12 protein-coding genes are annotated in these 12715 nt (G+C 46.7%); 10 read left to right on the forward strand and 2 right to left on the reverse strand.

The features are described 5' to 3' along the window. Positions 1-229: 229 nt before the first annotated feature. Both M0Q40_11350 and M0Q40_11355 read right to left on the reverse strand, forming a co-directional pair. Positions 230-1120: a CPBP family intramembrane metalloprotease gene (locus M0Q40_11350; GenBank protein MCK9223192.1), complete on the reverse strand. Its 891-nt coding sequence runs from the start codon at positions 1118-1120 to the stop codon at positions 230-232. Between the two features lie 17 nt (positions 1121-1137). Further along, complete coding sequence (locus M0Q40_11355; protein ID MCK9223193.1) at positions 1138-1923, reverse strand: hypothetical protein; 786 nt, start codon at positions 1921-1923, stop codon at positions 1138-1140. Positions 1924-2311: 388 nt separating this feature from the next. Between M0Q40_11355 and M0Q40_11360 the strand changes: the two genes are divergently transcribed. From M0Q40_11360 to rho, 10 genes are all read left to right on the forward strand, one after another. Beyond that, positions 2312-2479: a hypothetical protein gene (locus M0Q40_11360; protein MCK9223194.1), complete on the forward strand. Its 168-nt coding sequence runs from the start codon at positions 2312-2314 to the stop codon at positions 2477-2479. 282 nt (positions 2480-2761) lie between these two features. Further along, entirely contained in the window at positions 2762-3004 is a 243-nt protein-coding gene (locus M0Q40_11365) for a hypothetical protein (protein MCK9223195.1), read from the forward strand. Positions 3005-3131: 127 nt separating this feature from the next. After that, complete coding sequence (locus tag M0Q40_11370) at positions 3132-4004, forward strand: GerMN domain-containing protein (protein ID MCK9223196.1); 873 nt, start codon at positions 3132-3134, stop codon at positions 4002-4004. A 25-nt stretch (positions 4005-4029) separates the two neighbouring features. Next, a complete protein-coding gene (gene argS, locus M0Q40_11375) occupies positions 4030-5679 on the forward strand; it encodes an arginine--tRNA ligase (GenBank protein MCK9223197.1) in 1650 nt (549 codons plus the stop codon). A gap of 23 nt (positions 5680-5702) precedes the next feature. Beyond that, a complete protein-coding gene (locus M0Q40_11380; GenBank protein ID MCK9223198.1) occupies positions 5703-6434 on the forward strand; it encodes a DUF624 domain-containing protein in 732 nt (243 codons plus the stop codon). A gap of 102 nt (positions 6435-6536) precedes the next feature. After that, positions 6537-8156 (forward strand): CTP synthase, encoded by a 1620-nt coding sequence (locus M0Q40_11385; GenBank protein ID MCK9223199.1) that lies wholly within the window; start codon positions 6537-6539, stop codon positions 8154-8156. A 538-nt stretch (positions 8157-8694) separates the two neighbouring features. Further along, a complete protein-coding gene (locus M0Q40_11390) occupies positions 8695-9177 on the forward strand; it encodes a bifunctional nuclease family protein (protein ID MCK9223200.1) in 483 nt (160 codons plus the stop codon). Positions 9178-9486: 309 nt separating this feature from the next. After that, positions 9487-10074, forward strand: a complete 588-nt coding sequence (locus M0Q40_11395) for a hypothetical protein (protein ID MCK9223201.1) — start codon at positions 9487-9489, stop codon at positions 10072-10074. Between the two features lie 519 nt (positions 10075-10593). Next, positions 10594-11448 (forward strand): class II fructose-1,6-bisphosphate aldolase, encoded by an 855-nt coding sequence (locus tag M0Q40_11400; protein MCK9223202.1) that lies wholly within the window; start codon positions 10594-10596, stop codon positions 11446-11448. Positions 11449-11509: 61 nt separating this feature from the next. Next, positions 11510-12715: transcription termination factor Rho (gene rho, locus M0Q40_11405; protein ID MCK9223203.1), on the forward strand; the 1206-nt coding region annotated here is incomplete at its 3' end.

A 12715-nucleotide genomic window follows, 5' to 3' on the forward strand; every position in this document is an offset into this window, starting at 1 on the left:
CTTTTGGCTCCGCTAACAAAGACTCAAAGGGAAATCTTGTCCGCTTTTCAGATTGAACCACAAGCATTTAGGAATTGGATACTTCAGAAACAAGGTAGCCTATAAAAACAAGGGAAATTTGGGGTACAAAGGAGCTTGAGGCCAGTATTAGCTAAGATCTAGCGGAGAGCGCCTACTTATATTGCGAATCGAAGGCTAGTTAAAAGACGATTTACTACAGTGCACTCTTTTAGCCTAACCTAGCTATTATCTCCATTATCCCTGCGCTAACTAGAAATATGGCTGACAGAGCCAAAAAAACGACACCTGTCCCAGACATCCGCTCGCCTTCTCGACTGATATTCTGATCGTCTTCTGATCGGCTTCCGACTGTGAGACTTCGCAAAAACACCACAGTCAAACCGAGTCCTCCAAAAGCGATAATGTGTAACCACGCCGGAACTGCTAGTAGAGTGCTTGCTGCAAAGACCCCTCCTAGGGCTATAGCACATGTATTTGCTGCGGCATGGAAAATCATTGATGTTGCAATTGAATCTGTTTTATATACCAGATAGCCCATGGCAAGGCCGAGAATGCAGGCCGAAAATACCTCACTGATTCCATTGAGAACATGATAGGACCCAAAAATGGTACCAGTTACCACAAACCCGTATCTCTTGCTGTGGCCTTCATACGCCCTCTGCATAAATCCTCTGAAAAAGGTTTCCTCGCAAATTGGTGCTAGAACAATCATACCTATCAGCAGAAGAATACTCTGGTAGATGGAAAGATCGGTTTGTTGGTCAGGAATAATGAGAAGGCCGATTCTGTTATCTAGAAACATGCGGCTGATTCTCGAGACGTAGAAGGCAAAAAACCACAGGTTTAGACCCGCTAAAACACTGATGACCATGTTCCTTATGGAGGTTTTCCGGAACCTGTACACATCTTCAACAGACCATCCATTGATCCATACCAGCAAAAGCGGTGGAAAAAGAATGTAGACAAATTCATTGATCCACAAATTCGTGCCCACGCCCAGACGTGGCTGAAAGAATGCACTGCCTACAAGTGTTATCACGGCTGTTATGAAAAACGCAATATTGGCTTGGGTGATTGTGGGAGATTGTCGCTTAATCATGGTGCCCTCCTTGCTACTTATTGCTTGAGAAATACATATAGCTGCCCATCTGCATTTTCGCAGGTCACTTTGAACTGGTACTCGCCTGGGGTTAGTCTAGTTTCTAGTTGGTCACATATTCTGTTACGGGCAGGGTTGCCTAGCCCAATAAGGCTTGAAGTATTGCCAATGAGATCAACAGAAACAGTTCCCTGCTGTGCAGAAGTGTAAACGGATAAACCAATGTCCTTGGTTGTAGCAAGTGATAGGGTATAGATTACCTTGGTCTGCCAACTTCGCCCAAGGAGATCAGCTGAGAAAATCTCTTCATACCCTGCAGGGGGGTTGTCGAGATCGCCCTCATGTATTCTATATAGCCGTTCAAACTCTGATGACTCCTTAGGCGACTCCTGATAGCCAATGGCGATCTGGCCATCAGTTTGCGGGCTAGTGAGGTATACAGAATACTTACCTGCATCCATGACAAAAGTAGCGGATGTCGCTGAGTTCCCCGTATACTGACCGACGTTGAAGTCAATCTTCCGACGATTCAGACCGAGAATTTCCGATTCACTGATGACCTCCACAGTCTTTTCACCTGCAGCATTTGACTGCATGAACAACTCAATGCTGGAGGGTACTTCCAAGTGGTTTTCGAAAAGCAGTTCATTTGATCTAGCTCTGTCACTCAAGTCAACAACAACTTTTTTAAACCTCGCTGGTATCCTAAAGCCATCGCTACTTCTGTCCATTATGTCGAACACCATCAGGGAGACGCCAATAACAATGCTCAATATGAGGATGGTATACACAGTCTTTTTCATTGAAGGACCTCACTTAATATTTCCATAGTCACCATAATACTACAACAAACTGGGGCTTCCGAGCAAGTAAGATTTTACGAGACTTTTAATATAGAATTCACATAACACCGAGGAATGGCAGAACTGGTAGCCAAGCAAGCGACATATTTGTTTGCACCACGCGTATGCGGTAAACACTAGTTCATCCCAAGAGGAAAAGTGCATCTGTACTCATCAACGCACCCGCTAACTCCTTGAACTTGGCCTAAAAAGTTATTTGGCTTTATACTCAAAACATGATTTTAAGGTAGGATCTGCTTAAAATAGCAGCTATGCTCCGACCCAGCTGGGGATGCCCGCCTATGCAGAAAGACTTATCAAGCTGTTTGAAATACCGACGAAGAAAACGATGGGAGACTCAAGTCACGGTAAACGTTCGGCAGTACATGTGATTATCGGTCTAGCCGGACAAACGCGAATTACCTTATATGACGGAGCATATCTTGGCATGGATGCAGCTGTACGCAAGCTGTTTATCAACGAACATTTATCAGACTATACACCCCATATTCAGTGATCGAAATGACCGGAATACACGACGAAAAAGGGAGTCAACGAGGATACAAGTTAGCTACCGAGGAATCGTAGAGGATACCGGAATGTTAGAAGACATCAGATTAGGATCTATTAATAAGCATGGTCTGGAACTAAGTCGCGAAATGGTTCTAACGAGCAAAATACCAAAACCTGGTGATATCCTTATCAAGGACCGAGGTTTTATCTCTAGAGAACTACTAAATGAGCTAAAGTCCGAGCGGGGATACTACTCAACAAGAACATGGAGGCCTATGAACAGGCTGTGTCTATAGCAAAGGAACAAAGTTATTGGCGTGATCACCCAAACAAAAAACGTAAGCAGCAGAAAATTGCCTTAGTGAAGACTTTAGGTTGCCATTGGCGTAGCGATGCCCCCGAAGAAGATGTCGAGCTCAATGCTTGTGTCGTTCACGACACAAAAAAGGACGAATACTCTGTGTTTGTCACGACAAACCTTAGCAGAACGACCCGGCAAATCGTAATGACCTATGAGTTAAAGGCCTGAAATAGAAGATGATTATCGCCAAATAAAGGACTTTGGAACACCGAAGATTTCAAGAGTACTCAAGTACAATTTTGTGGTGTTCCATGTCTTTATGGTACCTCTTTCCAGTTGCACAAAGGAGCCGAGAATGGCAGGCCACCACGCAGGCAAAATCCTCGCGGTGGCACTGAAGAAGTTTACCGGTAAGGGCCCTAAGAGCGTGATTATCTACTCGGGATGCCACTTTGCTATGTACGGATTTCTAGAGTCCATTGTTCTGTATGCGTCATGTAACGATGACGTACAAAGGAGCTGGGGTCTAAGAAGAGGTTTGACCACGACCAATGAAAGCAGTACAATAGGGCTAATGGACACAGCAAATGTTTGGCGCGACTACGGAGGGTCATACATGAAGAATGCTCTAGGATACGCGGTTTTGACGGGTCTTGCTATTGGGTTCTTGGTTTTTTCCTTCGCCCAGCAACGGGATTTTGTCAAGAGGATACATAACCTTGAAGAACAGCTAAACCTCCTTGTCGCGACGATGCAGAACCTGAAAAAAGAGAATCAGGCCCTGAAAACTGAACTAGAAGCGGTGGGCTATAGTCCCCTTACGGTGTACTTCATCCGGGCCACTTCCACGGATTTCCTACTGGAACCCGTAGTCAAACAGGTCCCACGGCAGAAGTGTACCCCCCAGACAGCCATGGAAGAGCTGTTAAAGGGACCAGGGTCTAGTAAGGACCTGATGCCCGGGGTGCCAAAGGGGACCAAACTTCGTCGTTTATATATAGAGGGCGATACCGCCTTTGTGGACCTAAGTGAGGAGATTATTAGGAACTTTGAAGGGGGAGCACGGCTGGAACAGATGACCCTGATGTCCATTGTCAATACGCTGACGGAGTTTGAGCAGATCAAGCGGGTCCAACTACTAGTTGAGGGCAATGTAGTGGAAACCATTGGTGGGCACATGGGCGTGTTTGAACCAGTGCGCCGTGATGCCAACATTATTATGCAGTGATTGGTATTTCGCAGGAGGATTTCAGATGGACGCCACAAAAAGACAAGAAGCACAGATAATTGGGTGTATCGAAAATGCCCTGGAGCGTTTAGATATTTCCACGGATGATGTTGAAATAGCATTGGAGGTACCAGCCGATAAGCAGTTCGGTGACTACGCGACCAATGTTGCGATGCTACTAGCAAGGGTAGTGAAGGATAAGCCCCGTCATCTTGCCGAGACCATCTGTCAACACATGGAAACAGATGGGACAAATATTCAGCGGGTGGAGGTGGCAGGTCCGGGTTTTATCAACTTCTACCTAAAAAACAGCTGGCTTCATCAGGTGTTACGGGACATCATTACCCAAGGATCAGCGTATGGTGACAGTAATATCGGATCTGGACAGCGGGTCTTACTGGAGTTTGTGAGTGCCAATCCAACGGGACCAATGAATATTGTTAATGCCCGGGCGGCGGCCGTTGGTGATTGTTTAGCGAGTATCCTCAGCAAAGCCGGATATGAGGTGGCCCGTGAGTATTATGTCAATGATGCGGGAAACCAGGCTGATCGATTCGCCCAATCCTTAGAGGTTAGGTTTCGACAGATTCTCGGAGAGGATATCCCCTTTATCGAAGATGGTTATCCCGGAGAGTATGTTACTGAACTTGCCCAAAGGGCCCTGGATGAACATTCAGAGTTGACCGAGCTGGCCGAAACGGAACGAACGGTATGGTTTAAGGTACATGGGTTAGACTACATGGTGGAGTCCCAAAGGCACGACTTAGCCGAGTTTGGGGTTAAGTTCGACTGTTGGTTTAGGGAAAGGGACCTACATGCGGCGAACAAGGTGATCGCAGTGATTGCTGCCATGGAGGAGCGCGGCCTTACCTACCGGGCCGATGATGCCCTCTGGTTTCGTTCCACCGATTTCGGTGATGACAAGGATCGGGTACTGGTTCGGGCGGACGGCACACCGACTTACTTAGCCGCGGATATTGCCTATCATTTGGATAAGTTAGAACGGGGCTATACGAGACTGATCGATATCTGGGGTCCTGATCACCATGGATACATCGCGCGGACCAAGGCGGCAATTCAGGCCCTGGGCTATGGTGATGATACACTAGAGATCATTATTTTGCAGTTAGTCCGCCTGCTACGAGGTGGGCAACAGGTGAGAATGTCAAAGCGTGCCGGGGAGTTTGTCACCATGGAGGAATTACTTGAGGAAGTCGGTAAGGATGCGGCCCGCTACTTCTTTATCATGCGTAGTCCTACAAGTCACCTGGACTTCGATCTTGACTTAGCCAAGGAGCAAAGTCAGAACAACCCTGTTTACTATATTCAGTATGCCCATGCGCGTATTTGTAGTCTCTTGAAAGAGGTAACCGCTCTTCCGGACTGTAGTCTGGCTTTGGGAGAAGATGAGCTCTCCAGTGAGTATGAAGTGGAGTTGCTGAAGAAACTTTCCCAATATCCTATGGAGGTAGAGATGGCAGCCCTAAGACGGGAACCCCATCGGATACCGCGGTATGCCCATGAGGTTGCAGCACTGTTCCACAGCTTCTATAGTCACTGCCGGGTCTTAGGTGATTCACAGCAAGAAGCCCGGTTACTTTTGGTAATGGCAGTCAAAGAGGTATTGGCAAATACACTGAAGCTTATGGGTATCTCAGCTCCTACATCGATGTAGGATGTGCGTGAAGGGGGGGCACAATGTCTGGAGTGTCACTGAAACTGTCTTGGGCGATTTTCCGTGGAGGCCTTCGCCTCATCTATGAATACTTTGGGACGGTGATTATCACCAGTTTTCTTTGGTTTGCAATCGGGTTAGCACCACTGATTGTGATCACCCTTACCAAGACGGCCACGATACCGGCTGTATTCGTAATTGCCATAGTGGCCACACTTTTTACCCTAGGACCAGCCACTGCTGCAGCCTATGACACGATCGCTCGGGTGATTAATCGTGAGATATTTAGTCTCGGTGATTTTTTCCGGGGCTTTCGTAAGTATTTTGGACGGGCTACGGGATTAATGACCATTATTGCTGTGGTATGGGCTATTTTAATCCTAGATGTTTATTTCTATCTTTATGTTTTCCAAGGACCAGCAATAATCACCATGGCTGTGCTGATACTGACTTTCTATATTGTCGTTTTTTGGCTTTTGATGTCCAACTGGCTATTTCCGGTCTTGGTGCAAAGGCCAAGGAAGATTAAGATGATCCTCAAGCAGGCAGCTTTACTTGCTTTGGATAATCTGGTTGTTAGTCTGATGATTACGTTAATGGTCCTATTGGTTTTTCTAGTTAGTCTTTTGTTACAAGTAGGTCTGATTCTGCTACTGATTGGCTCTATCGCGATCTTCCAAAACTTTGGCTTCTTGAAGGTGCTAGAGAAGTACCAAAAGAAGGAGGAAGCCGAGGCAGAAAACAGTGGACAATAGAGCAGTATGCCCTTGTTCAGACTGCGGTTAATCTGATATAATTGCACAGGGCACGTATGCTCATTGCTCCGAAAGTTTTGGCGCGTTGTGGGAGGAGCACTAATGGCAAAGTATATTTTCGTGACTGGCGGTGTGGTTTCTAGCTTAGGAAAGGGGATTACCGTTGCATCCCTCGGGAGATTATTGGAAAGCCGCGGTGTCAAAGTCAATGTCTTAAAACTTGACCCGTATATAAATGTGGACCCGGGGACGATGAGCCCTTTCCAGCATGGTGAAGTATTTGTGACCGAAGATGGGGCAGAAAGCGATCTTGATTTAGGTCACTATGAACGTTTTATGGACAAGAATCTGACCCGGCAATCCAATATAACAACTGGTCGGATCTACTGGTCCATCATCAACAAAGAGCGTAACGGCGAGTTTCTTGGTAAGACAGTCCAGGTTATCCCCCATGTTACCAATGAGATCAAGAGCCAAATTACCTCATTGGCCACCGATGATGTGGATGTGGTTATGGTGGAAATTGGTGGCACTGTTGGAGATATCGAGAGCTTGCCATTCTTGGAGTCTATTCGGCAGTTTAAAAACGATGTGGGGAAAGACTCGTGCCTATACATCCATGTTACTCTGCTGCCCTATCTGGAGGCGGCCCAGGAGCTTAAGACGAAGCCAACCCAACATAGTGTAAAGGAATTACGAAGTATAGGAATTCAACCGGATGTTATTGTCTGTCGGTCTGAGCACGCTATTGACAAGGACGTAAAGGAAAAAATCGCTCTATTTTGTGACATACAAGTGGACGGGGTTATATCAAATCCTAATGTCAGAAGTATTTACGAAGTGCCTCTCATCTTTCAAGAGCAGGGCCTCGATGAACTGGTAGTGAGGATGTTGAACCTGCCGGCACAAGCTAGTGACCTGAGTGAGTGGCAACAGATGGTCCATAGCCTGAACAACCCCAAAGGCCAGATCAAGATCGGCATTGTGGGCAAGTATGTCTCATTGCCTGATGCATATCTAAGTGTAGTCGAAGCCTTGCGACATGCGGGTGTGGCCCATCAACAAGAGGTGCTAGTTGAATGGATTAATGCAGAATCGGTAACCAAAGAGTCCTCCGATGAACTGCTCGGTGGTCTTGACGGTATAATTGTGCCCGGAGGCTTTGGATGTCGGGGCGTGGAGGGTAAGATCGAAGCGGCTTGGTATGCCCGCACGAGGCAAATTCCGTTCTTGGGTATTTGTCTTGGTATGCACTGTGCTGTGGTTGAGTTTGCACGCAACGTCTGCAATCTTGATGATGCTAACAGTCGTGAGTACAACAATGCAACGAGCCATCCGGTGGTAGATAAGTCACCTGACCAAAGGAAAGTCCGGCAGATTGGTGGTACCATGTGTCTTGGCAATTGGACGTATGATCTTTACCCAGGGTCTTTGGCCATGGCTGCCTATCAGTCGGCGCAGACCAGTGAACGGCACCGGTATCGGTATCAGGTAAACTGGCAGTACAAGGACGTGTTAGAACACCATGGAATGCGCATTGCTGCAGTTAATCAAGAAAGGAATCTAATTGAGATTGTGGAGCTTGAAGAACATCCCTGGTTTGTTGCCTGTCAGTTCCATCCGGAGTTCAAATCCAGGCCCAATAGACCCCATCCCTTGTTTAAAGGCCTAGTTGAGGCAGCTTTACAGCGTAGGATGGGGACATCGAACGTTAGGCTATAGGGCAACCTAGATAGGACTTGTTACCAATGGGGTAAAGGACTTCACCTCACTGGTAACAGTCTTTTGTCTAAGGGTATCACATCCAGATTGCTAGGGCATAGTGTATATTGGTTGGACGCTGAGGCTGGAAGGATTAAAAAGTCATCCCAGTACTGAGGTGAAATATGCCGTAGAGCCCTTTGGTTCAGCCCTATTACAAGTTTCTTGAAGAAAAGAACGGCTTTCGGAAATGCAAATCTTAGCAAGATCCCAACTAAAGCTCTACTGAACCAATGCCAATAACTGAAGGCACTACCAAAATTAGGTTGGGCTAAGAGTCAATGGTTTGAAAAACATAGGATAAACCGAACGCAGCGAGTTTTATCCTGGTACATGTTTCTAAGTTTCGCCCCATTGGGGGGCGAATTCGCCGCATTGGCCTGTCTTTCGCTGGTTTGCAGCTGTGCCGTTTGGTGGAAGGCCAATCTGATATCTGCTATAATGATGATACCGGTAGTGAGAGGGAACCGGCTACAATCGAACCGAGGGGTGAGGGCAGATGATCAGGATGAAGGTCAAAGTTGTGGGAGTTGATCAAAGGTCGATGTTACCGGTCGTAGTGATCACTGATACCCAGGAGCGGGGTTTTATTCCCATAGTCATTGGACCGGCCGAAGCAAATGCTATCACGATCCAGTTAGAAGGAATCCAACCCCCAAGGCCGATTACCCATGACCTAATAACATCGATTATTGAAGCATTTGGTGCAAAGATTGTCAAAATTGCGATCACTGACCTACGTGATGAAACCTATTATGCTAGGATATACATTGAAACAGCTAAGGGCCAACTTGATATCGATGCACGGCCAAGTGATGCGATTGCTTTGGCGCTAAGAACTAATTGCCCAATTTATATTACTGAGCAAGTTGCGGCGAAGGCGATGGTCAACAATAAGCCTATCGACGATGAGGAAATCGAGCAGTTTAAGCAGATGCTCGATAACTTGACTCCCGACGATTTTAAGAAAAATCTTCATTGATTTGATCGAAAAATCTCAAGACTATGAAAAAACCAGGCCACGATGTGGACCTGGTTTTTTCATAGCGACTTCATTCCAAGGCTTCTGGAAAAACCCACTCTAGCTACCGAGCCTTTTCTCCCAAATGTATCTGGACTCTATGCCCTTGTTACCGAAGAGTGAATTCCAGGATGTTGCCAGTGACCTTCTACAATGAGGGGCAAACTGACGGGCATAAAATAGGACTCATCTGGACAGACTCTGGAAGTATAAATCTTGGTGAATCGGTTGATAATGGAGGTGAGATGAGAAACAAGAGGTGAGTCCCCAATGAAAAGAAGTCGCCTTATCCTGACTATGGCAGCGGCAATCATCAGTTTATGTTATACTAGCATAGACGCATGGTATCCTGTTGATTTGTGTTATGAGTTTACAGATCCCCTTCATCTTGTCCACAGTTCATCCATAAGCAGAGTATTATACGGCGCCATTACTAGGGTTGATTTAGATACCGGTCTTATCCAGTTTGTCACCGATACAGAGGTAATTTGGGGTAAGCTTAATGATGACACATTTATTTTGCAGAATGGTCGACCATGTAGTATTGACGCCCTTTCACCTGTGCCTGGCGGGTTCGAACAGTGGGGACTTGTTTGTTTAGATCAGACGGGGAAAGTGATTTACATTGAGGGTATTTACCCTTTGTTTACCGTGGAAATGCTTTTCTATGATCGACAATGTCATACCGTGTCTATCGCATTGGTTGATGAACCGACTGTGACAGCGGAATTACCCGTTTCCGCTCTCTTATTTGAGGCAATGCTCGAGATCTGGTCCGCTTCAGCTGTAGTCGATGTTTACCTAGATTGGAACGGTGAGATAAGATGGATCTCTAGCTGTGAATATTCTTCCTACTGAAGTGAGAAACACTTGGCGCGTGTTTGCAGTAAGGATTAGGGGTGACTGCAATTGGCTGCCTTTGGTAAGGTAAAGCTGTTCTATGGGAGTGGGTTGAGAGGAGGTTCGTGGGTAGAACGATAAATTGTGCTCTAAGAAAGGAATTTGCCGATTGATGGCGAAGAACTATAGCGATAGCATAAGCCTCCGCCCTATTACTAATTCCTGGTCAGTAAGATATGATCGTCTCTGTTTCCAGAATCAAGACGCGAAAAGATGTGACACGGTATTAAGCGACAAGGATGTTGTGCGTATGTTCTGAGTCAACCTACCTGTGCCGATCGGATCTCCCCTACGGTCGGTGTTAATAAGTACTGTCGAAGAATATCCGATTTGTACTCATTTCGAATTGTCTAAGGGCAGTATATAAAACCAAGGCGGGAAAGCATCTAGGTCTATTCAGTTTTTCTGTTCTTTTCAAGGGTTTTGGGCTATGATGCTAGTGTACTTTTGATATGCGAATTCGAAAGGATGATAATTGTGGGACTTGTAACCGTAGGAGAATTGGTAAAGGATGCTCAATTGAGAGGATACGCAGTTGGCGCATTTAATCTGAACAACCTAGAGATTTTACATGCAATAGTTCAGGCTGCCGAAGAGGAGAAGGCACCTGTGATTCTGCAAGCAAGTCAAGGCGGTCTGAAATATGCTGGGCTAGACTACATCGTTGCTATGGCGAAGGTAGCCGCAAAGCAGGCCAGTGTTCCTGTTGCTCTTAACCTTGATCATGGTACTAGTTTTGAACAGGCGGTCAAGTGTATTCGGGCTGGGTTCTCCGCGGTCATGATTGATGGCTCCCATTGGTCCTTTAAGGAGAACATCGAACTGACGCGCAAAGTGGTGGAAGTTGCGCATCCTTCTGGTGTCTCCGTGGAGGGTGAATTGGGCCGCATCGGTGGTACTGAAGACGATATATCTGTTAGTGATAAAGATGCCATCTACACCGATCCCGATGAAGCGGTCACATTCGTGGAAATTACTGGGGTAGATGCTCTTGCTGTAGCTGTGGGTACCGCCCACGGAGTCTACAAAGGTGTTCCGAAGTTGGACTTTGAAAGGCTAGCAGACATTAGAGCACGGGTTGAAGTGCCGTTGGTACTTCATGGCGCCTCGGGTGTACCCGATGAGAGTATCCAAAGAGCAGTGCAAATTGGTATTACCAAGATCAATATCGATACTGAACTCCGGGTTGCCTTTAGTCAGACCTTAAAGAAGTACCTTGAGGAAAACCCCGATGTCATTGATCCCCGGAAGATTATCGGGCCTAGTAGGGATAGTATGCGGGAAGTAGTGCGTTCTAAGATGAAATTATTTGGTTGTAGCGGTAAGGCGTAGAACAATTAAAAGGAGGGAAGATCTGTTTACCCATGTTGTGGGAGTAAACAGTAATATGTCTATGAATGTAGCTGAGTTGGCAGCAAAGACCAACGAAGAACTTTATCAGATTGCTAAGGGTCTGGAAGTCCAAGGATACCGAAAGCTTCGGAAACGAAAACTTATCTTTGAGATCCTACGTGCAGAAACGGAGAATGAGGGTTTGTATTTTAAGGACGGGATCTTAGAGATCTTGCCTGATGGCTATGGGTTCCTTCGGGTGAATGATATGAGTCCGTCCTCGGATGACGTCTATGTTTCTCCGTCCCAGATCCGCCGATTTAATCTTCGAACGGGAGATGTGGTTTTAGGGCAAGTGCGGACGCCCAAGGAGGGTGAACGCTATTTCGCCCTGCTGAAGGTTTTGGCCGTTAATTTAAAAGATCCAGAAGCGGCTGTACGAAGACCAAACTTTGACGATTTAATCCCCATTTACCCCGATGAAAGGATCCATTTGGAGGCAGATCCCGACGATATTGCCATGCGACTAATGGATATTATTGCTCCAATTGGTAAAGGGCAGCGGGGACTGATTGTAGCGCCACCGAAGGCGGGAAAAACGACGATTCTAAAGAAGATCGCCAATAGTGTGACCGCCAATCATCCAGAGATTGAGCTGATGGTTCTTCTGATTGACGAACGTCCCGAGGAAGTTACCGATATGGAACGATCTGTGGAAGGGGAAGTGATTAGTTCCACCTTTGACCAGCCCCCGGAAAACCATGTCCGGGTTGCCGATTTGGCCTTGGAGCGGGCACGGAGAATGGTTGAAAGCGGACAGGATGTAATTATCCTTCTGGATTCGATTACCCGCCTAGCCCGGGCGCATAACTTGGTTGTACCACCCAGTGGCAGAACGTTATCCGGTGGTGTTGATCCTGCGGCCTTGCATCGTCCAAAGCGGTTCTTTGGGGCGGCGCGCAACTTCGAGGGTGGCGGAAGCCTCACTATTTTGGCAACCACACTGATTGAAACGGGCAGTCGGATGGATGATGTGATCTACGAGGAATTCAAGGGTACTGGTAACATGGAGATCCATTTAGACCGGAAGCTTGCTGAGCAGCGGATCTTCCCCGCCATTGATATTTATAAGTCGGGTACCCGTAAGGAAGAATTACTCTTGAATAATAGTGAACTGCAGATGATGTGGATCCTTAGAAAGGCATTGAGTTCCTTAGGTACTGCTGACACAACGGACCTATTGATTGAACGGCTGACCAAGACCGAA

Source organism: Limnochordia bacterium (assembly GCA_023230925.1).
Taxonomy (GTDB): domain Bacteria; phylum Bacillota; class Limnochordia; order DUMW01; family DUMW01; genus JALNWK01.

Coding starts and splice junctions, on each gene's coding strand:
- M0Q40_11360 (MCK9223194.1), top strand. CDS start 2,312: ATGGGAGACTCAAGTCACGGTAAACGTTCGGCAGTACATGTGATTATC.
- M0Q40_11385 (MCK9223199.1), top strand. CDS start 6,537: ATGGCAAAGTATATTTTCGTGACTGGCGGTGTGGTTTCTAGCTTAGGA.
- M0Q40_11370 (MCK9223196.1), top strand. CDS start 3,132: ATGGCAGGCCACCACGCAGGCAAAATCCTCGCGGTGGCACTGAAGAAG.
- M0Q40_11395 (MCK9223201.1), top strand. CDS start 9,487: ATGAAAAGAAGTCGCCTTATCCTGACTATGGCAGCGGCAATCATCAGT.
- M0Q40_11380 (MCK9223198.1), top strand. CDS start 5,703: ATGTCTGGAGTGTCACTGAAACTGTCTTGGGCGATTTTCCGTGGAGGC.
- M0Q40_11350 (MCK9223192.1), bottom strand. CDS start 1,120: ATGATTAAGCGACAATCTCCCACAATCACCCAAGCCAATATTGCGTTT.
- M0Q40_11390 (MCK9223200.1), top strand. CDS start 8,695: ATGATCAGGATGAAGGTCAAAGTTGTGGGAGTTGATCAAAGGTCGATG.
- argS (MCK9223197.1), top strand. CDS start 4,030: ATGGACGCCACAAAAAGACAAGAAGCACAGATAATTGGGTGTATCGAA.
- M0Q40_11355 (MCK9223193.1), bottom strand. CDS start 1,923: ATGAAAAAGACTGTGTATACCATCCTCATATTGAGCATTGTTATTGGC.